Here is a 22,239-nt window from a genome sequence, read left to right as displayed (position 1 = left end):
CCTTTTATATAGTTCCACATTGATACGATTGTTCCTTTCTTTCGAGGGATATCTCATAACCGATCCTCTTAGACAGATATATTAGGCCTGCACCCCAGAGTACATCTTCAGTGGCGTGGGTCTTTTCTACGTACTGCTCAATAATGGCAATAAGGTAATGGTAGGGAAGCTTCTCTAAAGTAAGAACAGCATCCATAAAGTAAGGCTTTTGGATGTCCCTTAGACAGTCAAAAAGAAAAGGGGTTCCCATACTGTTATTGGGATAGCCCATAGCTTTGAGTATTTTGATACCGTTGCTTACACAAATCTCGCTTTTGTAGGAATCAAGCTGAAACCATTTTTCTATGTCATTTATACTGCCGGAGGAGATGGCGTCCGCGATGACCTGTATCTCTTTATCCAAAAGAGCTCTTGTAAAGATGGTATCACCTGCAAAATCTGCGTTTTCAAGAGCTTTGGCATGTTCTTCGGATTCTGCGGGGGTAAGCACTTTGACTGCCAGATTTGATATCGTAAGCTCCCAGATATACCTGAATTCATCCCAATCGGCTTTGGCCAATTCCTTGTAATTTCCGCCTGCGCATTTCTCAAAAGCCCAGGCACATTCATCGGGGGTTATGTCAAGATGGTATTCGTTATCGATTTGGAAGGCTTTGGCGCCATTTATATATTCTTCAAGAGCTCTTTTGATCTGCTCATTATCTGCCCGGCCTCCGACATATACCTTGGCACCGTCAACCATTGTAAGTTCACCTGTAGATGGATCGTAATCAAAAACCAGATAAGTGGGGTAGTATTGACTTGCAATCTTAAACCATCTCCCGCTCTCACTGACCTCAAACCCTTCTATGGGGTCGCCTTCTTTGTCTACATAGGGTTTGAAACGATCTTCGGCCAACAACCTGATACACTGCTTTGTGCCAAACTTTTCGCCCCAGTATGGAACGACGGGACGCGTTTCTTCCGGGGGATCGATGGCTAGGTTAAAACCAAAAAAACCTGCCACAGCAAGAGCGCAACAAAAGGCTTCCATCAAGCCCATTTTGACCGTCGGTGATACCAAAAATAAAAAGAAGAGGCCGGATATAGCAAAAATAAGTGATGTATATAAACCACGAGTGCTATGTATAAGCCCCTTTAAATAATTCCACATTTCTAAACAATCAATCCTTTAAATAAATCAAATAATACATTGCTCCCACGCAGAGAGCGCCACCTATTATATTCCCAAGTGTAACGGGAATCAAGTTGGTGACAAAATATCCAAAGAGCGAAAGTCCGTCTGCAGCGATTCCGTAAACTGATGTTGCAATCATGCCTGCAGGAATAAAGTACATATTTGCAACGCAGTGCTCAAAGCCGCCTATGATAAAGAGCATTACAGGAAGCCAGAGTGCCAGAACCTTACCTGCCAGTTCGTCTGCTGCAAAGGAGCACCATACAGCCATACATACAAGGATGTTGCAGAGAATTCCCTTAAGTACTCCGTCGGCAAAAGAGATACCGGACTTGGCCACAGCTGTGCTGACAACAGCATTAGCCAGAGCACCGTCAGCAAATGCATAGGTGTGTGAGTAATTTGCAAGGAGAGCTATAAGAAGTCCTCCCACCATATTTCCGAAATAAACTATAAGCCAGTTTCTCAGCATTCCCGAGAGCTTAGCCTTTTTACTAAGAACCGGAATGATGATAAGGCAGTTACCTGTAAAGAGCTCAGCACCACCCACAAGCACCATGAAAAGACCTATCGGGAAAACCACGCTGCTTACAAGCCTTGCGGTAGAGGGATCCGGAGCACATACAGATGCGATCTGGCTTCCAAGCCCTCCAAGAGCAATGAATGCGCCTGCCAATATTCCTAAAAGGAACGTCTTTCTGAAATTCATGTTGGTCTTGGCGGTTCCGATGGTTTCATAGGTGGTTGCTATAGCAGCAGGTGATTTCATGGAGTTCTCCTTTCGGCTTTTGGTCCCCAGGGGCCATTTCTTATACATCATATAGTAGCTTAAAAAACGATAAAACACAAGATATAGTTATCGCTCCTTTTTTCGCAGCTGCTTCATGACGAAAACATAGAGAATGATAGAGAACACGCCTGCTGTGACCCAGGCAGCAGCATCACCTGCAACAGCCATATTAAAGCTGTGGAGTTTCATAGACAAAAATGCAGTTCCGAATCTGGCAAGGAGCTCCACGATGCCAAGCATAAGAGCAGTCTTACCATATCCACAGGCCTGCATAGCGTTTCTGTAAATGAAAATCATGGCAAGCGGAATGTAGAAAGGAACACATGCATAGACATAAGCTCTTGCATATGGCAGATAGGAAGCCACATCAACACCGGGATCAAAGAAGAATCCGATGATTATCGGCAGTAAAACCACGCTCAAAATACCGTTCACTATAGAATAAACAGCTGCAATTTTCATGGCATCCCGTGTTCCCTGATCCACTCTGTCCAGATCTCCGTAGCCAAAGTTCTGCCCGGCGTAGGCTGCGATGGTCTGACCGATAGATGGCATTCCGGCGGTCATGAGGTTCACAACTTTGCCGGCAGCAGTAAATCCTGTAACCGCTGTTGAACCGTAGATGTTGATCGATGACTGCATGACCATGGTTCCCGAAGCGGTTATACCAAACTGGAGCGCCATAGGAATACCGATGTTAAGCTGCTTAAGTGAATACTCTTTGTGCAGATGCCAGTCCTTGGCCTTGGGACGAAGCACTTTGACTTTCCTTACAATGTAGATCATACACAGGACTGCGGAGGCTGCCTGGGAAAGATCTGTAGCAAGTGCGGCGCCGAATGTTCCAAGGTGGAATCCGACTATAAATACAAGATCCAGCACTATATTCAAAAGAGCTGAGAATATCAGAAAGTACAGAGGGGTTCTGCTGTTTCCGATGGCTCTTAAGGATGCTGCCAGAAGGTTATACCCGATCAGCGCTATACTTCCTGCGCAGATTGTTGAGATGTAAGCATAGGCATCATTGTAAATATCTGCGGGGGTATTCATGAGCCTAAGCAGTGGGTGCATTACAGAAAGTGCTGTAACAGTAACCACTGCGGTACTGATTATTCCGAGAAGTATGGCATTTACAAAGGCAATCCTTGTGCCCTCCGGATCGTCCGCACCGTATCTCTGGCTGATCAGAACCGTGTAGCCTGTAGTCATCCCATTGGCGAGACCCATTATCATAAACATGATGGTTCCTGTTGAACCAACAGCCGCAAGGGCAGTGGGAGACACATATCTGCCTACAATTACTGTATCCACCATGTTGTAGAATTGCTGAAAAATGAACCCCAGAAATATGGGGAGAACAAACTTTAGTAAAAGAGTAAGCGGCCTACCCTTGGTCATAGATGATTCCATAACATTCCTCCGAAAAACAGTCAGCTGATTCTGTCCAAAATAGTATCAAGTGCCTTTTTGTGATAGTCTTTCTTATCATAGGTCGACCACTTTGGCAGTTCTTTTTTCTGCTTCAGAGCCTTCTCGATATGACCGTAATAATCAAGCTTCTTAAGAATATGCTCATAGGACTCATAGGCTTCTGCAAACTCCTCCAGCATGATCTCGCTCCTTCTGCGAAGAAGACGCATCATATCATCAATGCTTTTAGCCTCGTCTTTTTCATATTCAAAAAAGTCCCTTATCTCATTTATTGACATTCCGGCCTTTTTGAAGCAGTTTATTGCCTCGAGCTTTCCGACATGATCGTCTGAATAAATTCTATGTCCGCTTTCAGCTCTTTCGACATTACGCAAAAGTCCAAGGTCTTCATAGTATCTTAGAGTAGACGCTGCAACGCCGAATTTCTCTGATATCTGCGCTATTGTATAAGTCATTTTGGGCCTCCCTGAATTTACCTGTTGACTTCAAGTGTACTTTAAGTATTATGCTTTGTAAAGAATCGAAAAAATGACATAATATATATCTATAAGGGAGGTTTACAATGTATACAGCAAACGAAAACAGATACGACAAAATGCAGTACAATCGCTGTGGAAACAGCGGACTCAAGCTCCCGGCAGTTTCTCTGGGACTTTGGCATAATTTCGGAGATACCGGTAATTTTGAGAATATGAAGCAGATGTGTTTCACAGCTTTTGACAACGGTATCACACATTTTGACCTGGCCAACAACTATGGACCAGCAGAGGGAAGTGCTGAGAGGAACTTTGGTAAGATTTTAAAAGAGGATATGGCAGCCTACAGAGATGAGATGATCATCTCCACCAAGGCAGGCTACTACATGTGGCCGGGACCTTACGGTGAGTGGGGAAGCAGAAAGTATCTCATCGCCAGCCTCGATCAGTCCCTTCAGAGAATGGGCCTTGAATATGTTGATATTTTCTATCATCACAGACCCGATCCTGAGACTCCGCTTGAGGAGACCATGGAGGCTCTGGCGCAGATTGTAAGAAGCGGAAAGGCAATATATGCCGGACTTTCAAACTACGATGGTCCAAGGCTTGAGAAGGCAACAGAAATTCTGACAGATCTCCATGTGCCCTTCGTGATCAATCAGAATCGTTACAATATCTTTGACAGGACCATCGAGAAGAACGGTCTTAAAGAGAAGGCAAAAGAGCTGAACAAGGGTATCATCTGTTTCTCACCTCTTCAGCAGGGACTTTTGTCCGACAGATATCTTCAGGGAATTCCGCAGGACAGCAGAGTCCGTACAGACGGAAGATTCCTTCAGGAGAGCAGGATAAATGAGGAGGTTCTTGCCAAGGTAAGAGCCCTTAACGATATCGCAGCAAAGCGCGGACAGACTCTTGCTGAGATGGCACTTGCATGGATTCTTAAGGACGGCTATGTGACTTCTGTACTTGTTGGAGCTTCCAAGCCTTCGCAGATCCTTGACAACATCAAGGCTATCGAGAACATCACATTCACTGAGGAAGAACTCAAAGAGATCGACAGAATCTCTCAGGGCTAACTTAATAGCGAAGACAGTAATAAAGGGGCTATCGCTATAGATGATTAAATCATCTGGGCGAAGCCCTTTCTTCATACCATGAATTCTGGATTTGATGAATGGATATCTTTCCTGTTGTTAAAAATAATGTACTTTAATAAGCCGATGTACTAATCGGGGCAACGTTGACTTTTCTATTTTGAAGTATCAAAAATTATGAGGCTTTTTTCAATTCAAACAGGTGTGTTCCTGTTCGCTCAGCAGCAATCTTATGATGTAGCTTATTTATATCATAGCCGATTGCCAGAAGTATGCTCTGTGCAAGAACATTTTCTTTTCCACGATACAGATATCTTCTGAAGTTCATGTCTTCTTTCACGTTTGCGAATGATTCTTCCGCCTGAAATCTCACCAAGTTCCAGCAGTATGGTTCCTACCTGTGCCATGATCTGCTTGGCGCACTGTGAGAGATGAATTGATATAAATCTTGCGATGGTGGAATGGTCAGGAGCAGGCGCTCCGTCCAGAAGGTACATGAAATTGATGTCTCTCTTGCAGGCAGACTCAATATCACGACTTGAATATATTCTGTTCATTGCTGCATAGATGACAATCTTAAGCATCTGACGCGGTGTGGCCTGATTCTTTCTGGTACTGTCATAAGTCCCATATAGATCAGAAAGATTCATTTCCTCCACAAATGCACTAACCAGGCGTACCGGATCATCGGATGGGATAGAAATCTCTATGTCGAGCGGAAGTTTGATTTGATGATACAAGGAAGAAACGGTATAATCTCCTTGTAAGATTTTGTTTAGTCGCATAAACATATTTTACAGCAAAAACCAGGCTTTTCGAAGTCTGGTTTTTGTGTTATATGAAGATATTTATTGACATAACAGCCCCTTCAACTAAAGTGACAAGAAAATGTCAATGACAAATGCATGTCACAAACGATGTCGGTACACTAATTTGACTAAAATATTTATAGGGGAAGCTGTCAAGATGAGGTCGTCAAATCAAACGATACAGACCAATAGGTCTTTTGACAGATAACCAGGAGGAACTTACATATTTCAAGAGAAAGGCGTGAAGAATGATAAAAGTACAGATGGGTATACGAGCTGGATATGTTGAAAAATCCCATAATTCTTTTTACAATCTGGCAGGCTCTGGGTATTTCCATATTGATCATGGCATTAATTTTGTTTCTTATTGAGCTTTTTGATGGCAACGTAAAAAACTGGATTGATGGTTTCCTTCTTACCCCGGAGCTTCTTATAATCGCGGGAGTAATTCTGCTGCTGTCTCTTATAGGTTATGCAATTGTTGCAATCATGTATGGATGGAAATACATGGTGCTCTTCGAGATGGATGAGAATGGGATTGTTCATAATCAGATGCAAAAGGAGTTCAAAAAACCAGAGGCTATGTCCTGGCTTACGATTATGGCAGGTGTTGTAGCCGGTAATCCAACCACCATGGGAGCAGGGATTTTGTCAGCTACAAAAACCGCATCTTCCTCATCATTTAAAAATGTAAAAAAGTTATCTCCAAAAAGAGATTGCATATAAATGCAGCATAGACACTATGTCGGAAAGGGAAGTGAAATATGAAAAAAGCATTTAGCATCTTTATCTGTATTACAATTGTGACGGTTCTTCTTTACGGCTGCGGAAGTTCTGCATCAGGTGACACGTCTTCAATAGGACAGGGAAGCGGTGCGCAGTCAGGAACAACAGCTGCGGACGAAGTATCAGGCACAGGTTCATCAGATATCGTCAGCATAACCGAAGTTCAGATCCCAAAGCTCGCCAGGGATCAGCTCCTTGTAATGGATGCCGTGAGCATGTCTGTAAAGGCACACGCCAATGCCATGATATGGACCGAGAGGCTCTGCCGCATGGAGGAGGAATCACTTAGCGAAGAGGAGAAATTGCAGATACTCGATAACTGCATCGAGGCCTGGAGGATTACAGATTCTGTTGCAACTACTGCTGAGAGCATGGCAGATGTCCTTGCTGAGGCAGAGGAGCTTCCCGAGTATGAGGGACTAATGTCCATGATCATAAAGGAGGACGAGGGAGGTAACCTCTATGGTGCAGTAAAGAACGATATTGCTGGTGATATAGAGGATCTCTTTTTTACTAAAGTCTACGCTGCTGATAATGAAAACAGAATGGATGCCAAGACATGGGCTGAAAGCATTACAAAAGCCTATGACGAGGGAAAGAATGGGCAGAAACTTAAGCATATCGCAAACACGATGGGGCTTAATGGCGATGACAAGGAGGACTGCAGGAAGGCATACAAAGCACTCCAGACAGCCCAGGGCATCATGAAAGGCGTATATGAAGGAGAGCAGGCCCAGGCAGAGGCAGCAAAGTGGGATGATCTGTATAAGACAGCAAAGGTTCTAAAGACAGCCGGAAAGGTTGCAGGCTTCGCTGCAGGAGTTTTAAGTCTTGGAACAACATCAGGACTTTCAGCGGCACTTGAAGTCGGAGGCGTGGCAGTTGACGGCGTAGATGCCACCCTTGAAGTGGTGGATACGGGAGCCATGTTGATCATTGGGGAGAATAATTCTATAAGTGCAAAGGCACAGGACCTTAGCAACAAGCTGGCACCAATATCTGCGACTTTGGGACTTGCAAACGTAGGAAGAACACTAATAGGTTTAAAATGGAAAGACGGTCTTAGTGCCATAAATAAGGGACTTTCAGATAATGATGGCTACTGCACAATGGCATACCTTGGAAACAGCCTCTATGATTACCTGACTGAAGGAAAGTTCATGGGAGGTGCATTTACGCAGGCTGCTGACGGAACATTCAAATGTAATATCGTTGAGATTTACTCCAATCCTAAGCCTGAGGATAAAGCAGCAATTGAAGAGAAGCTCAAGTCTGCAGGATTTAAGGAGGATACCATCACTGAGATCATGAAGCCTGCATCAGAAGCATCCCAGGAAGCCTCCCTTAAGGGATTTGATGAGCTCACAGCAGACCAGCTTGAAGAGATCGCCATTATCACAGATGTTCTTAAAGAGGAGAACAACCCAGAGAAAACTGTAGCAGATCTCTATAACGAGATGAAGGACATCATGAAAGAAAGCTACAATATCGTTGTTGGAGGGGATGTTGAGAGGTTTGTTGGTTTGTATGAGGGTAGCTATATTACAACTGAACAGGGATCGAGAAAAGGGGAACAAAGGAGCCACAGCGATTCGATGGGAGTTGAGATCGTGGAAGATTATCCAATTTTTTTCCGCACGTACTATCTGGATAGCGATAATGTATTGAACAAAGGATTAGAGAATCTGTTTGATAGTACATCATTGAAATATGATTCAGAATCAGGTACTTACTATGGTGACAGATATGTAAGCAATACGTATCGAGTAGTTACTACCTGGCATTTTTCAGAATCTGCTGACGGGGGAATTCAACTACATTTTGAAGAAAGTGGCTATTTTGCCAATGACAACGAGTGGCACAGTGCCGGCGATCTGGATTATACGACCGTTGGAGATTATCATAAAGTCAGTGATGAATACTAATAGTGTCAATGAAAATGCAGCTTACAGAAAATGTGGGCTGCATTTTTACGATTAAGATTTTCCTTGCCTTATTGCAAATATGAACTTACAGGGATTGTTCACGTTTTCAGCATTTCTATCTATATGGGAAAAAGTTGCCCGTGGGTGTAGAAAATCTTTGATCATGGAATTTTCTGTATATATGAGAAAAAGTGAGCTTGTAGTATGGAAAAAGCCGTGATTGTCTCATGTAGCCTCTTTTAATCGGTACCATTCATCTATGACTTTACCCATATGTTTGTAAATCTTGGCGGTTACGATGCCTTTATCGTCTTCAAACATTGACTCGATACCTGACACGGCTCCGGCACCGGTTGAATCGAATGAGTAAGCTTTATCATCTGAAAAATAAAATCTTACGCTGCTTGAGAGCTCATTGCTGGATACTGACTTGTCATAGAGATTAGCCAAATCCCAGGTTTCTTTTACGCAGGCTTTCATAGCGGCATCATCGCCGAGACAGGAGAGCCACCAGGACTTAAGCAGGAGCATGATGGATTGCAATTTATGAAAATATGTCACCTGGTCGGGTTTACTGTAGAGCTTTGTGAGAGCAATGTTCATGTCAGCCAGCTCGATTGCTTTTTCAAGGTCTTTTTTACGACCGCTGGCTGCAAGAGTCATGGCCATGTTGGTGATGATGCCGTATTGATCGGCGCATAACCTGATCATGGCTGCTGTTCCGTATTTTAAGGATTCCTCAAATTTGCCGGAGTTCATAAGGACGGAAGCAATGGAGCTGTTGTTACATCCGTCGTAATTGATCTGTTTGAGCTCCTCCAGAGCTTTCTCCGGATCTTTTTTTGTATAGAGCTTCGCAATCCTGTAACGGATGGAATATTCGCTTATCTGCGGATCCGTATTCTGCGAAAGGTGTTCCATACTGCGCTGGTAAAGGCTTATGGATGTATCCCGGTCCTTCTCGTCATCACCTTCTATATATTTAAGGAAAAAGAGCTCTGCGCAGCAGTACAGTATCTTGAAAGTGTGAGGATAGCGTACCAGCGCATTGTTTGCTTCACTCACTGCCTCGTCAAATCTGTAGGCATGATACAGGTCTTCTATGGAATCAACCATGTCATCAATATTCTTCGAGGACATATCGTAGCCAAGAAGTTCATCTACAGATACGTTAAAAAAGTTTGCCAGCTCCATCAGTGTCATGATATCCGGTACATTATTGCCGTTTTCCCACTTGGAAACCGCACCTATGGTCACTCCGAAAGCTTCAGAGAGTCCTTCCTGTGTGAGACCCATTTCTTTTCTGTGTTTTTTGATGTTGTCCGATAGCTTTAGCTGCATAGTATCCTCTTTTACATTATTGTCCTTGATCTCATGGAGTAGTTGAAACCACCGTTCATGAGGCTTCTGTAATTTTCCTGTTCGCGGCTCTTATCTGCTGCAAATCCGTTTGTTAAGTTCCTGATCATTGTCTTGAAATTTACCATCTTTGTCATAACCTTCACCTCATCCTTTCGTGTGCTCTCGTGAGCAGTTCTTTGTTATGACTTAATGATACAGGGCTCTATAAGGAATATTAACACACTATTTGTACAATTGGTATATAAAAAACTTTCCGATACGGAAAGTTATTAAACCGGTGCATTTTATAAAATTTTAATATGTTTGTAAACGTTTTCGCTTTCATTTATTATAGTAATGAAGTAAAATGATAAGTTGTACACAATCTACATTGCGAAAATGTGGATATGGCGCGGCTTTTTGCTTTTACAGTACCGCGATATGTTATAGAGGAGAATTATGAAGAAACTTGTAGAGATAAAGGATGTATGCAAGATATACAATCCCGGAGAGAATGAGGTCAGGGCTCTTAACCATGTGTCACTGACCATAGGCGAGGGTGAGTTCGTTGCAATTATCGGACAGTCAGGTTCCGGTAAGTCAACTCTTATGAACATGCTCGGATGTCTCGATACGCCCACCAGCGGCAAGTATTTTCTGCATGGCCAGGATGTATCCCATATGACCGATGACGAGCAGTCTGATATCAGAAACAGAGAAATCGGATTTATTTTCCAAGGATTCAATTTAATACCTTCTCTCACAGCGCTTGAAAATGTTGAGCTTCCTCTTATTTACAGGGGAGTCAGCAAGAAGGAGAGAGTAAGGCTTGCCAGCGCGGCGCTTAACAGCGTAGGACTGGCCAAACGAATGACTCACAAGCCCAATGAGATGTCCGGCGGACAGCAGCAGAGAGTTGCAATAGCAAGAGCTATAGCTCAGGCGCCGCCGATACTTCTTGCGGATGAGCCCACAGGTAACCTGGATACAGGCTCAACCAAAGAGATAATCACGATAATAAAGAGGCTTTACCATGAGGGCAGAACTGTGATCATCATCACACATGACCCCGGCATTGCCAAGCAGGCCAAGAGGATAATTACAATATCCGACGGAATGATAAAAAGTGATGTTATAAATCCGGATTATAAGGATGAAATCTGATAAAGAAAAAAGTTTTGCCAAATGAAAGTAATGGAGGAATATTGATGTCTGAGAATAAGAACAAGAATAAAGACATACAGAATGAAACTGTGGAAAAAGAGGTAGTGCAGAACACTGAAAGCGCTGTGACTGCTGCTCCCGAAGTAAGCAATGAAATCAAAGAGACCACCGGCGTAGACATGGAAGTTTATGACGATTACGATGCAACAGATCTTGCGGATTCTGTTAAGAAGAAAAAGAGATTTAAGAAGAGATACGTGGTCCTCGGAGTTGTGGCACTTATTATTGCAGCATACATTATTTACAGCCTGAATGCTGCCAAGAATGCCGTAGTCATGGTTGAGACTCAGGACGTGGCGCTGGGAACCATCGAGAACGTTCTGTCAATTTCAGGTACCGTGCAGAGCGGCGAGACCAAGAACTATTATTCGGATGTTACCGCTCCTATTGCATCTCTTAACGTTAAGGTTGGAGATAAGGTATCAGAGGGAGATGAGCTCTTTTCCTATGATACAGAGGCACTGGATCTTGCACAGAAGAATGCAGAGCTGGCAATCAAGCAGGCTAAGGGCAATTACAATGCTCTATACAGTCCTGTTGGAACTGCTGACAGAAAGTATGCAGAAGGAATGTCAGCCCAACAAATCAATGACAGAATTGATGCCATAACTGCAGAAATAGATGCTCTCAACAATAAGATTACTGAGAAAAAGAATCGTATTAGTCAAACGTTGACTGATCTTCAAAAGACAGCAATGGATATTAACCAGAATGGTGTAGCGGATGGTACATTGGGCGACAATGATTATTTAAACAGGAGAGAAAATGACAACAATAATTCAGATATGTCAGAGAGTAATCGCCAGATGTCCCTGGCTGTTCAGCAGTCAATTCAGGATGTGACATACGCACTGAACAATGATCCTGAGATGCAGGAATGGAGTAATCAGATTACTGCACTTAAGGAAGAACAGACACATCTTAGTTCAGCAAAGGCAGCCCAGGTTAATCCCGGATCTGCATCAGCCTCAAAGGCTACACTGGAATCAACCCAGCTTACTCAGGAGGATACAATCTCCAAGATTGAAGCGGCCAAAGAAGGTATCAAGGCAGAATTTGACGGCGTAGTTACAGCAATCCCCGCAACTGTTGCTGAGGGAGCAACTGTCGCAACAGGTACTCAGATCCTTACAATGGCAAACCTTGAGGATGTGCAGGTTACAATTCAGGTGTCAAAGAGTGATCTTCCCAAGATTTCAATGGGACAGAAGGTTGACATCACTATCAACGGTAAGCCATATAACGGAGAAATTACCAAGATTTCAGGAAATGCCACCAAGAACGCCAACGGTGTTGCAGTGGTAGATACTGTTATCAAGGTTCTTAATCCTGACTCAGATATTATTTTCGGAGTTGAGGCAAACAACAAGATCCATGCTCAGAAGGCAGATAACACCATCGTGCTTCCTTATGAGTATGTTCAGACGGATTCAACAGGTGACTATGTGTATGTTCTTGCAGCAGATGGCACTGTACAGAGAAAAGACGTTGTGATCGGAATTTCAACATCTACTGATGCTCAGATTACAGAAGGTCTTGAGGTTGGCGACAAGGTCATTACCTCAGATGTTTCTACTCTTACAGAGGGCATGGCAGTTGTAGAAATGCCGGTACAGTAAAGCGTATTTATCATGGGAAAAGTATCAGAGTATTTAAAAAGTGCAATTAAACAGATAATAGGTAACGGGTACAGGACCCTGATGACAATGCTGGGTATTGTCATAGGTATTGCAGCGGTTATCGCGGTAGTCTCTCTCGGAAACGGCATGAGCAGCTACGTTAAGAACTCTCTCAACGATCTTGCCGGCAATTACGGTATGCTCAACATAAATACTGCCAAAACATCGGAGAGGTTTACCAGAGACGATATGCTTGCGATTGAGGAGGCGCTTCCTGATGCCAAGGGAGTTTCGCCCAATCTTTATGCCTACGGCAAAGTTAAGGGCAGAAAGGGAACCTTCAGTGCAAGCGTAAACGGAGGTACCGAGGCACTTCGCTACTCGCTCAGCAACGATATTGTAAAGGGACAGTATTTTACCAGATCTCAGGTGGATTCAGGGCAGAGAGTGTGCGTCATGCTTCTGGATGATGCCAAAACGATCTTTGGAACAGAGGACGCGGTCGGCTTTGAGATAGAGCTGACAATCTGGGGCAAGACAGCCAATTATACGATAGTAGGTCTGCGCGATCACATGAATGATATGTACCAGTTCATCATGGAAGGGCAGGACTATTCTGCTCAGATTGAAGTACCCTATACTGCTCTTGCTGCGGACTTTGATCTGGAGTCGGATAACTTCACTCAGCTTATTCTCTTTGATTCTCAGGATACCCTGTCGAAGTCGGTTGATACGGCAAAAGACATCCTGATAAACGCCCACGGACTCAGAGGATCCTCGGCGCTCACAGCACAGAGTATGGCTGACTTTTCGGATCAGCTCAATCAGATTTTGGGCTATGCCAGAAGCTTTCTGCTCCTTGTATCTGTTATATCCCTTATTGTTGGCGGAATCGGTGTTATGAACATCATGCTGGTTTCGGTTACAGAAAGAACAAGGGAGATAGGTATCAGAAAGTCTATCGGTGCCAGTACAGGGGCTATCATGACTCAGTTCCTGGCAGAGGCGGCTATCTTAACTCTCCTCGGGGGAATTGTGGGAATCATCCTCGGAATAGTAATGGCTACAGTTATCTGCAGCGCAATCGGATTTGATGTAATAATCACACCGACTTCTGTTATAGGCGCTGCGATATTCTCGGTGCTTATAGGTCTTTTCTTCGGAATCTATCCCGCAAGAAAAGCTGCCAAAATGAAGCCTATTGATGCACTGAGATTGTAAATGCACTTATGCTGTGATGAGCTTAAAAAAGGAATTATAGATGGGAACATTTGGAGAGTATATAAAAAGTGCTCTGTCAAGCATTCGAAACAATAAGGGAAGATCGTTTCTAACCATGCTTGGCATCATCATAGGAATTTCGGCTGTCCTTACCGTGCTGATAATCGGAGATGGCATGAAGGCTACCGTCAACAGTGAGATTGATTCACTTGGAGCTGCCACGATCACAGTATCACTTGACGATACCAAGACTGACAAGACTTTTACAAGAAGTCAGATGAAAGAGATAGAAGCGAGTATCGACAATATCTACGGAGTATCTCCCAGCTTTTCGGTGTGGGGAACCGTCAAAGGTAAGAAGCAGGACGAGTACGAGCTGTATATAGATGGAGGCGATGTTGCCACTGAAAAGCAGGCAGGCATAAAGATGCTTCATGGCAGATACTACAGTGAATCCGATGTCGATGACGGTAAAAAGGTTCTGGTAGTGAGTCAGACATTTGCCAATACTGTTTTTGGTTATGAGGAGGTTGTAGGACAGACTTTTGAAATGACTGCTTATGACATCACGCAGGAGTTTACCATAGTAGGAGTCAGAGAGGACACGACTCTTGATGTGGCTTATGCGAGCTTCGGTGAAGACGCTATACTTACTGCCGGCGGCCCGTACACATCTCTGGCGGAAGCCTTTAATTTCGATGTGGATTCATCGTTCAGTTCATTCAAGATATACCTTGACAGTGATTATAAGGATGAGGTTCTTGCTAAGACCAGATCTGTTGTTGAGAATGTTACAGACCTTCGCGGAGAAAACTGCGTGAAGATCTCTTCGGGAGCAGGATTTGACCAGACTACCAACAGTATTCTTAACATAATCACATCTGTTGTAGCCATAATAGCTGCGATCTCTCTTCTTGTCGGCGGAATCGGAGTTATGAATATCATGACGGTTTCTGTCACTGAGAGAACAAGGGAAATCGGTATAAGAAAATCTCTTGGTGCAAGGACTTCTTCAATACTGACACAGTTCCTTGCAGAGGCAGCAATCCTCACCTTTACCGGCGGTATCATAGGGATTATTTTCGGGATCAGTGTTTCGTTTATCATATGCAAGGTGATTGATTTTACCTTTACAGTAAATCCGATGCTTGTAATCGCAGTTGTTGCAATATCCACGGCCATTGGCTTGTTCTTCGGTATTTATCCCGCCAAAAGGGCGGCCAACCTTGATCCGATAGAGGCACTTAGAACGGAGTGAAAATTATTTCCCACGGCTGAAAAAACACGTATAGTTCAAGGCGAAATCTTTGGCTAATATATGGTATACTATACTGTATAAATTGTTTTTTGGGGTGAGTCGTGAGAGAGATTATTGATCAGCTTTTACAGGGGAAATATATGTATGCCCAGAGGAGCCTGGACTTCTCAACGGGCCGTGTTGAGCTGAGCTTGGAGCCCGGCGAGTCTGTCGAAGGCTCTTTTACCATATTCGGTCCTGAGAATACGCCGGTATATGGTCATATTTCATCAACAGAGATTAGAATGGAAGTCCTCACGGGGGATTTTTCGGGATCCCCCTACGAGGTCTCTTATAGATTCAGCGCCAAGGGAATGTCCCAGGGGGATGTTCTTAAGGGGCAGTTCAGAATCATTTCAAACCAGGGAGAGTATGTTATTCCCTTCGTAGCCACTGTTCGCCTGGATCACATTGCATCCAGCCTCGGTGACATCAAGAATTTATTTCATTTTGCAAATTTAGCCAAGACAGATTGGGATGAGGCGGTAGACCTCTTTTATTCACGTGACTTCATTTCTGTATTCAAAGGAAATGACGCGCAGTTTGAGAGTCTTTACAGGGGACTTTGTGTCAATCCTGACAATATCCAGAATGTGGAGGAGTTTCTTATTTCCATCAACAAGAAACAGCCTGTTCAGTTCATGCTGGATCAGGAGGAGATGCAGATTGATTTCACGGGGCTTTCCCATGAGCATGGCATCATAATAACAAGAAGCGGCTGGGGATATACGCATCTGCTGGCGGATGTCGACGGAGATTTCATATCCCTGGACAAGTATGAGATCGGTGAGGATGACTTTACCGGATCCTCCTGCAGACTTAAGCTCCGCCTCAGGACCGACAAGCTCCATGAGGGCAACAACTTTGGACGGATCACCTTCTACAACAACTTTGTAAAGGTGGTATTTCCTGTAACCGTATCTGTTGAGCTTGAGCAGAGACACCTTACAGCTGACTATCAGGAGATGAAGAAGCTCACTGTTGAGCTGGTCAAGGTGTATGAGAATTTCAGCTGCAAGAAGATAACTTCAAGAGCGTGGCTCTCAGAGACCGGCAAGATAATCGCCAAGATGAATGCCATCGATGACAAGAATCTGGAAGTAAGGCTCTATACAGCGCACTATTACATCACAGCCGGCAGGACCAATGAGGGTAAGTGGATCCTTGATCAGGCAGCAGGGGAGGCACTGGATGCCCCGGGAGATACACTTTACAGTTATTATCTCTACCTGACAACACTCTGCAGCAGAGAAGATGCTTTTATAAACGATGTTTCCGAGAGACTTGAGGGAATTTTCAGGAGAAACCCCGATAACTGGCGAATTGCCTGGCTTCTCCAGTATATTTCGGAAGAGTATACGTCCAGCACCCCGAGAAAGTGGATGATGCTGGAAGAACAGTTCTCACTGGGCTGCAGGAGTCCGATACTGTATCTGGAGGCGATGAATCTTCTCAATGATTCACCTTCAATACTGACACATCTGGACGATTATGAGCTCTATGTTTTGGAGTATGGCGCCAAGAAACAGATAATAAGTCTGAACCTGATAGACCAGATTGTCTATCTCTCTATTCGTGTGCGCAACTTTAATCCGAGGCTTTTCAGAATACTCAAGGCTTGTTATGAGATCAAGGAAAACGACGAAGTACTTGAATCCATCGTTTCCCTGCTGATCAAGGGCGGCAAGACCGACAATTTCGCCTTTGAGTGGTACAGAAGAGGCGTTGACAGGGAGCTTCGCATAACAAGGCTCTACGAGTACTATATGATGTCCATCTATACTGACGAGGACGGTCTTTTGCCGTGCGAGATCAATAAGATGGTGCTGATGTATTTTTCGTACCAGAGCGATCTTGAATATGACAAAAATGCAATACTTTACAGATACATTCACGAACACAGAGAGGATTATCCTGAGCTCTACGAGTCGTACGTTCCTCAGATAGAGAAGTACCTCATGGCTCAGCTGGACAAGGGAAGAGTAACCAAGGACCTGGGTTATCTTTACAAGAACCTTCTCACAAGGCAGATGGTCGATGCCGCCAATGCATCCAAGGTGCTCTCGGCTCTTTATACCTCTCAGATCGTTGTTCATGACAAAAGAGTTAACGGCGTAATTGTAGTCTATGACAAGTGTGAGAGAGAAATGCGCTATCCGGTAGTTGACGGAGAGGCCTTTGTTCCGCTCTATGGCAGTGATTATGCGGTTCTTTTAACTGATCACGAAGATAACAGGTATGCTTCCAGCATTCCATATTCCAACATAAGGCTCATGCTTCCGGGTAAACTTGCCTCTTATGCTATTCCGTACATCCAGAAGGGAAAAGAGAATCTGGATCTGTTTTTGTGTGACCTGGGCAAGAATGCCTATACCATCGATATGGATAATGTGGGCAGGTACCGCGATCTGGCGAGTTCAGAGCTTGTGCGCGGCAGCTGCAGAAATGAGATCAGAGGCAACCTCGTTCACTTCTACTACGACAACGACTTTACAAGACAGCTCACTGAGTATCTGCTTGATATAGACCCACGAGACCTTACGACTGCTGAAAGGGGAGAGATCCTGGAACTCATGGTAATGGCAGGACTCTACGAGAGATCTCTTGAGTGGGTCAAGGAATACGGAACCTATGGCATCGACGCCAGAGTTATCTTAAGACTGTGCGTAAGACTTATGGACAGAGGATTGTTTGAGTACGGGACAAAAGAGCTTGAGATTGCCCACTACTCATTTGTCAACGGCAAGTATGACGAGCAGCTCCTTGGCTATCTTATAGCAGGATTTAACGGAACCATCAAGGAGATGAGGGATATCTGGAAGGCTGCCGAGTCCTTCAGCCTTGACAGCTATTCGCTCTCGGAGCGCATGCTGGTTCAGATGCTCTACAGCGGTTCTTATATAGGTGAGAAGATTGATATCTTCAGGAATTACGTAAACAGCGGTGCCAATACCGATATCGAGATGGCCTTTCTGACACAGAGTTCCTATGATTACTTTGCTCATGGCACGGTCACTGACAAATATATCTTTGACCGCGTTGAGAAGCTTACGCAGGAGAACCTGCCGCTTCCTGAAGTTTGCAAGCTGGCATATCTGCGCTACTTTGCAACAGACAGAAAATCAGACGAAGAGATCAATGAGGAAGTGGCTAAAGGCTTCATGAGGAAGCTTTTATCCAGAGATATCTTCTTCCCGTTCTATACGGAGTATGAGGATCTGCTTCCTGATATGGTGCAGTTTATTGATAAGACCATGATAGAGTACAGGACTGCTCCCGGAAGACACTGTATCGTGCATTACAGGTTGGACAATGATGCTTACGGAGAATACAAGATTGCGGAGATGAGAGAGATGTTTGACGGTATTTTTGTAACGGAATTCATTCTCTTTTTCGGCGAGCAGATGCAGTATTACATCACTGAGGACGGACAGGAGGAAGGTGCTCTTACAGAGAGTGGAACCATTCAGAAGAGTGATATCATGGGTGGCCATTCTGTGGGCAGATACAACCTTATAAACGATGTCATGATAGGTGAAACTCTTCAGGATTACGATACTGTTGATAATCTGATCTCGGAGTATTTCAAGAAGAAATTCATTTGCGAGAAGCTGTTCACCCCGCTTGATCAGCAGGATGAATTGCAGTAAGCACCCTGAGGCGTTATCTGCAACTGAGGAAGGATGATACTTTATGCTTTTTGGAAATTCTGATACAAGGCGCTTTGTGCTGGGATATGATCTGGGAGAGAAGGTCTCTCAGATAAGCTATCTGGCGTCCGATGCGGACATGCCTGAAACCCTCTCAGTACTGGCCGGCTCAGAACTTTATAATATTCCCACTGTCCTCTGCAAGAGAAAAGAGGTTAATCAGTGGTTTTATGGCAAGGAGGCCGTAAGACATATCGATGACGGCGACGGATATGAAGTCAGAGGGCTGCTTGCGGCGGCCAAGGACGGCAAACCTGTTAAAGTGGGGAACACGGAATATGATCCGATAGCTCTTTTGACATTGTTTGTAAAAAGAAGCTTATCCCTCCTTTCAATGGAGGTCTCACTCGATAACGTTGATGCGATAATGTTCACCGTAAGAAGCCTGGATCACAGGATGGTACAGGTACTCAATGCTGTAACAACAGCTCTTGAGCTGGGAACTTCAAATGTCTTTTACCAGAGCCACGAGGAGAGCTTCTACAACTACATGCTATATCAGCCGGACGATCTGACCCACCACACGATCCTGGCATGCGACTATGACCATGAGGATCTCTCTGTTTATGAGATGGATCTCAACTACAATACCAAGCCGGTGGTGGCAACTATAGATGTTAAAACCTTTGATGATCTCCGGATGGATGAAGAGGGCTTCCCTACGGATGCAGCTCTTTTCCACAAGACATGTGAGAGGCTGGATGATGAGTTCCTGACAATAATGCAGAAAGTCTGTGGTGAGAAGGTGATCTCTACGATTTTCCTTCTCGGAGATGGCTTCAGGGAGAAGTGGCCCAAGAGGTCCCTTGAGTTTCTCTGCAGGACCAGAAGAGTTTTTCAGGGCAACAATCTCTTCAGCAAAGGGGCCAGTATTGCGGCGAGGGAGAGAATTCGTCCCAGCGGCAATGCATCAAGGTTTGTATTCCTCGGAGAGGACAAGCTCAAGGCAAATCTCGGAATGAAGTTATTGAAGTGTGGAACGGAAGTGTACCATGCGCTTCTTGATGCCGGTGTAAACTGGTATGAGGCAGGTACAAGCTTTGACATAATCATGGATCCCAGCGGGATTCTGAATATTGAGGTGACTCCCCTTACCGGCAAGATGCCAAGAATAGTTCAGCTGTATCTTGACGGACTTGAAAAGAGGCCACCCAGGGCTACAAGGCTTCGCATAGCGCTCAGCATGGGAAGTGTAAATGAAGTGAACGTCAAGGTCACTGACCTTGGCTTTGGTGAGCTGTTCCCGGCTACAGGCAAGGTGTGGGAACAGACGATAGAGGTGTGACAGTTTATGAGCAAACCAATTCTTTGCATAGGACGATATGCAGAAAATCCATATCACATAGAGAAGATTGGCAGAAATGTGTACTGCATAGAAGAGCTTTGCTACTGCATAGTTCAGAATGCATTCCTTCTTGATGAGGAGAGCTTTGACAGAGAGCTCTTTGACTGGATCGACAGGGAATGCTGCCTGGAGAAGCTTGCCGATGAATTAAGAGCCATGTCCGCCAAGCACTGCTCCATGGCTTCCCTTGCAGGAACCATCCTTGATTATGTCGGCTACAACACCAGGAAAGAGGTGGATAAGACTGAGGAGATTCTCAGGGGCAATGCAGGAATGGATATCTACAAGAAAAAGCTCCAGAGGGCGGATTTCCTCATGAAGAACGACAGGTATACAATGGCCTTCAGGGAGTATGAATTTCTTTTGAATAACACTCCCGATATTGATCGCAGTTTGCGAGCGCATATTGAGCACAATGAAGGTGTGATGTACGCAAGGCTCTTTTTGTTCGAGAAGGCAGCGGAGAGATTTAAGGCGGCCTATGAGGACAGCGGAAATCATGAATCCTATTTACAGTATCTCTCAGCTATCAGGATGAACCTGACAAACAAGGAATATGTGTCTTTTATCGCAGATTCCGATGAGGCTTATGAGGCTTCAATGGAGCTTGAGAGCAGGATGAATGAGGCAGAAGAGCTCTACGCAGCAAGTAAGGACAACCTGATGCTGAGAACTCTGGCACTATATAAAGCAGAGAGTAAGATGCATGAGTACTACGACGGGGTGGGCGAGATCACCGAAGAAATGAAACTCACATACAGAGATCTTGTAAAAGATAAGGTGAAATGATGGGCTTATTTGATTTCTTTAGGAACGAAGACAAACAGGAAGATTGGGTCAAGCAGACTAAGCTCCAGGATTGGAACGATATTGTCTATACCAGAAAGGATGTGGATATAGATGATCCGGTTCAGCGAAGGGAGTATATAGGAAGCTGCCTTCAACAGATGCAGGAGGCATCAAAAGAGCTTGATGCCCTGGAAATGGAGTACAACGATGTCACTTCACATCTTCGCGACATGGAGGAGATCGATGCGCTTCCGCCTGAACAGAGGGCAGAGATCAACGAATGCGCCAAGAAGATCCTCGAATCCCAGGAACAGCAGGAGAAATTCGACAAGCGCAAGAGTCGCATGAGCGATGAGGAATTTGAGCATATGGAGAGACTTCAGTCAGGAGCCAAGGAGGGCGCCAAGAAACTGGCTGAAGCTGAGGAATACCAGAAGAAGATAAGGAACGATCTCAAGCGCCTCGACAGTGAGCATGAGGCCTATCTGTTCCAGGAGGATGAGATCCTTACAGCGGTTGAAAACGACAGAAAGCTTATCATTGCCATATCCATTGCACTGGTGGTGATCGTGGCATTCCTTCTGTTTTTACAGCTGGGACTTGGGCTCAATGTTATCTACGGATTTATGGTGACCTTCCTTTTGGCAGCAATATCAGTTACTTATTTATATATTCATCAGAGTAATGCGGCATCTGAACTCAAGGTGGTTACCAAGTCCATCTCAAGGCTCATCATGCTTCAGAACCAGGTCAAGATCAGATATGTCAACAACACCAATCTTATTGATTATCTGTGTCTTAAGTATGGTGTAAGTACGTCCAAGGAACTTACAGGCATGTACAGTAAGTATCTTCAGGAGAGAAATGAGAGAGCCAAGGTCGAGGATGCCAGAAAGCTTCTGGATTCCAATCAGAAGGACCTCATCTACATGCTCCGTCATTTCAGGGTCAAGGATCCTGATATATGGATACATCAGGTAGAGGCTCTGATTGACCACAACGAGGAGGTTGAGATCAGACACAGCCTCAATGTACAGCGCCAGTCCCTCAGAAAACGCATGGAGTACAACCGCGACATCGTAGCCGGCAATGCCAAGGCGGAGATTGAGGACATGGCAAGGCAATACCCCAAGTATACTCAGGAAATTCTGGATATGGTCTCAAGGTATGAGGACTAAAACTATTTAATAAAACCGGAGCTT

Annotated in this window: 18 protein-coding genes and 1 pseudogene; 11 read left to right on the top strand and 8 right to left on the bottom strand. The window is 44.5% G+C overall.

Annotation, left to right across the window (positions count from 1 at the left end; translation table 11 throughout):
• Positions 1-4: 4 nt before the first annotated feature.
• From G590_RS0103040 to G590_RS0103020, 4 genes are all read right to left on the bottom strand, one after another.
• A complete protein-coding gene (locus G590_RS0103040) occupies positions 5-1,033 on the bottom strand; it encodes a hypothetical protein (RefSeq protein WP_196802462.1) in 1,029 nt (342 codons plus the stop codon).
• A 130-nt stretch (positions 1,034-1,163) separates the two neighbouring features.
• On the bottom strand, positions 1,164-1,946 hold the full coding sequence (locus G590_RS0103030) for a formate/nitrite transporter family protein (RefSeq protein ID WP_022764199.1): 783 nt from the start codon (positions 1,944-1,946) through the stop codon (positions 1,164-1,166).
• Positions 1,947-2,033: 87 nt separating this feature from the next.
• On the bottom strand, positions 2,034-3,377 hold the full coding sequence (locus tag G590_RS0103025) for an MATE family efflux transporter (protein ID WP_022764198.1): 1,344 nt from the start codon (positions 3,375-3,377) through the stop codon (positions 2,034-2,036).
• 20 nt (positions 3,378-3,397) lie between these two features.
• Positions 3,398-3,853: a MerR family transcriptional regulator gene (locus G590_RS0103020; RefSeq protein WP_022764197.1), complete on the bottom strand. Its 456-nt coding sequence runs from the start codon at positions 3,851-3,853 to the stop codon at positions 3,398-3,400.
• A gap of 107 nt (positions 3,854-3,960) precedes the next feature.
• Between G590_RS0103020 and G590_RS0103015 the strand changes: the two genes are divergently transcribed.
• On the top strand, positions 3,961-4,953 hold the full coding sequence (locus G590_RS0103015) for an aldo/keto reductase (protein ID WP_022764196.1): 993 nt from the start codon (positions 3,961-3,963) through the stop codon (positions 4,951-4,953).
• A 193-nt stretch (positions 4,954-5,146) separates the two neighbouring features.
• Here G590_RS0103015 and G590_RS21970 read toward each other — a convergent pair whose 3' ends face one another.
• Positions 5,147-5,299: a transposase gene (locus G590_RS21970; protein WP_081640971.1), complete on the bottom strand. Its 153-nt coding sequence runs from the start codon at positions 5,297-5,299 to the stop codon at positions 5,147-5,149.
• A 22-nt stretch (positions 5,300-5,321) separates the two neighbouring features.
• Positions 5,322-5,756, bottom strand: a pseudogene (locus G590_RS18220) (transposase); the annotation flags it as partial.
• Positions 5,757-6,062: 306 nt separating this feature from the next.
• On the opposite strand from G590_RS18220, the gene G590_RS0103005 reads away from it, so the two are divergent.
• Both G590_RS0103005 and G590_RS0103000 read left to right on the top strand, forming a co-directional pair.
• Positions 6,063-6,506: a hypothetical protein gene (locus G590_RS0103005; protein WP_022764194.1), complete on the top strand. Its 444-nt coding sequence runs from the start codon at positions 6,063-6,065 to the stop codon at positions 6,504-6,506.
• A 38-nt stretch (positions 6,507-6,544) separates the two neighbouring features.
• Positions 6,545-8,491: a hypothetical protein gene (locus G590_RS0103000; protein ID WP_022764193.1), complete on the top strand. Its 1,947-nt coding sequence runs from the start codon at positions 6,545-6,547 to the stop codon at positions 8,489-8,491.
• Between the two features lie 225 nt (positions 8,492-8,716).
• On the opposite strand, the gene G590_RS20375 is transcribed toward G590_RS0103000, so the two are convergent.
• Both G590_RS20375 and G590_RS21270 read right to left on the bottom strand, forming a co-directional pair.
• Positions 8,717-9,832 carry a helix-turn-helix domain-containing protein gene (locus G590_RS20375; RefSeq protein WP_022764192.1) on the bottom strand — a complete coding sequence of 372 codons (1,116 nt, stop codon included), beginning with the start codon at positions 9,830-9,832 and terminating at the stop codon, positions 8,717-8,719.
• Between the two features lie 11 nt (positions 9,833-9,843).
• Positions 9,844-9,987, bottom strand: coding sequence for a hypothetical protein (locus G590_RS21270; RefSeq protein ID WP_022764191.1), 144 nt, complete (start codon positions 9,985-9,987; stop codon positions 9,844-9,846).
• A gap of 304 nt (positions 9,988-10,291) precedes the next feature.
• On the opposite strand from G590_RS21270, the gene G590_RS0102985 reads away from it, so the two are divergent.
• The 8 genes from G590_RS0102985 (at position 10,292) to G590_RS0102950 (ending at position 22,215) form a co-directional block, all read left to right on the top strand.
• The gene (locus G590_RS0102985; protein ID WP_022764190.1) at positions 10,292-10,996 is read left to right on the top strand and encodes an ABC transporter ATP-binding protein; all 705 of its coding nucleotides are present in this window, start codon (positions 10,292-10,294) and stop codon (positions 10,994-10,996) included.
• Positions 10,997-11,040: 44 nt separating this feature from the next.
• Positions 11,041-12,675, top strand: a complete 1,635-nt coding sequence (locus tag G590_RS0102980; RefSeq protein WP_022764189.1) for an efflux RND transporter periplasmic adaptor subunit — start codon at positions 11,041-11,043, stop codon at positions 12,673-12,675.
• A 12-nt stretch (positions 12,676-12,687) separates the two neighbouring features.
• Entirely contained in the window at positions 12,688-13,896 is a 1,209-nt protein-coding gene (locus tag G590_RS0102975; RefSeq protein WP_022764188.1) for an ABC transporter permease, read from the top strand.
• Between the two features lie 40 nt (positions 13,897-13,936).
• The gene (locus G590_RS0102970) at positions 13,937-15,154 is read left to right on the top strand and encodes an ABC transporter permease (RefSeq protein WP_022764187.1); all 1,218 of its coding nucleotides are present in this window, start codon (positions 13,937-13,939) and stop codon (positions 15,152-15,154) included.
• Positions 15,155-15,255: 101 nt separating this feature from the next.
• On the top strand, positions 15,256-18,843 hold the full coding sequence (locus tag G590_RS0102965) for a DUF5717 family protein (protein WP_155828716.1): 3,588 nt from the start codon (positions 15,256-15,258) through the stop codon (positions 18,841-18,843).
• 43 nt (positions 18,844-18,886) lie between these two features.
• Positions 18,887-20,188: a DUF5716 family protein gene (locus tag G590_RS0102960; RefSeq protein WP_022764185.1), complete on the top strand. Its 1,302-nt coding sequence runs from the start codon at positions 18,887-18,889 to the stop codon at positions 20,186-20,188.
• 6 nt (positions 20,189-20,194) lie between these two features.
• Positions 20,195-21,037, top strand: a complete 843-nt coding sequence (locus G590_RS0102955) for a hypothetical protein (protein ID WP_022764184.1) — start codon at positions 20,195-20,197, stop codon at positions 21,035-21,037.
• Positions 21,034-22,215, top strand: coding sequence for a hypothetical protein (locus G590_RS0102950; protein ID WP_155828715.1), 1,182 nt, complete (start codon positions 21,034-21,036; stop codon positions 22,213-22,215). Before G590_RS0102955 ends, G590_RS0102950 begins: the two co-directional genes overlap by 4 nt.
• Positions 22,216-22,239: the final 24 nt, after the last annotated feature.

This window comes from Butyrivibrio sp. XPD2006 (assembly GCF_000420865.1).
Classification (GTDB): domain Bacteria; phylum Bacillota; class Clostridia; order Lachnospirales; family Lachnospiraceae; genus Butyrivibrio.
The sequence above is the reverse complement of the archived record's forward strand: the minus strand, read 5'-3'. Positions and strand labels throughout refer to the sequence as shown.

Excerpts from the sequence above, each read along its gene's own strand:
- G590_RS0103000 (WP_022764193.1), top strand. The coding sequence starts at position 6,545 with ATGAAAAAAGCATTTAGCATCTTTATCTGTATTACAATTGTGACGGTT.
- G590_RS0103015 (WP_022764196.1), top strand. The coding sequence starts at position 3,961 with ATGTATACAGCAAACGAAAACAGATACGACAAAATGCAGTACAATCGC.
- G590_RS21970 (WP_081640971.1), bottom strand. The coding sequence starts at position 5,299 with ATGAACTTCAGAAGATATCTGTATCGTGGAAAAGAAAATGTTCTTGCA.
- G590_RS0102960 (WP_022764185.1), top strand. The coding sequence starts at position 18,887 with ATGCTTTTTGGAAATTCTGATACAAGGCGCTTTGTGCTGGGATATGAT.
- G590_RS0102975 (WP_022764188.1), top strand. The coding sequence starts at position 12,688 with ATGGGAAAAGTATCAGAGTATTTAAAAAGTGCAATTAAACAGATAATA.
- G590_RS0103005 (WP_022764194.1), top strand. The coding sequence starts at position 6,063 with ATGTTGAAAAATCCCATAATTCTTTTTACAATCTGGCAGGCTCTGGGT.
- G590_RS0102970 (WP_022764187.1), top strand. The coding sequence starts at position 13,937 with ATGGGAACATTTGGAGAGTATATAAAAAGTGCTCTGTCAAGCATTCGA.
- G590_RS21270 (WP_022764191.1), bottom strand. The coding sequence starts at position 9,987 with ATGACAAAGATGGTAAATTTCAAGACAATGATCAGGAACTTAACAAAC.
- G590_RS20375 (WP_022764192.1), bottom strand. The coding sequence starts at position 9,832 with ATGCAGCTAAAGCTATCGGACAACATCAAAAAACACAGAAAAGAAATG.
- G590_RS0102985 (WP_022764190.1), top strand. The coding sequence starts at position 10,292 with ATGAAGAAACTTGTAGAGATAAAGGATGTATGCAAGATATACAATCCC.
- G590_RS0102980 (WP_022764189.1), top strand. The coding sequence starts at position 11,041 with ATGTCTGAGAATAAGAACAAGAATAAAGACATACAGAATGAAACTGTG.
- G590_RS0103025 (WP_022764198.1), bottom strand. The coding sequence starts at position 3,377 with ATGGAATCATCTATGACCAAGGGTAGGCCGCTTACTCTTTTACTAAAG.
- G590_RS0102955 (WP_022764184.1), top strand. The coding sequence starts at position 20,195 with ATGAGCAAACCAATTCTTTGCATAGGACGATATGCAGAAAATCCATAT.
- G590_RS0103040 (WP_196802462.1), bottom strand. The coding sequence starts at position 1,033 with ATGGAAGCCTTTTGTTGCGCTCTTGCTGTGGCAGGTTTTTTTGGTTTT.
- G590_RS0103030 (WP_022764199.1), bottom strand. The coding sequence starts at position 1,946 with ATGAAATCACCTGCTGCTATAGCAACCACCTATGAAACCATCGGAACC.
- G590_RS0103020 (WP_022764197.1), bottom strand. The coding sequence starts at position 3,853 with ATGACTTATACAATAGCGCAGATATCAGAGAAATTCGGCGTTGCAGCG.
- G590_RS0102950 (WP_155828715.1), top strand. The coding sequence starts at position 21,034 with ATGATGGGCTTATTTGATTTCTTTAGGAACGAAGACAAACAGGAAGAT.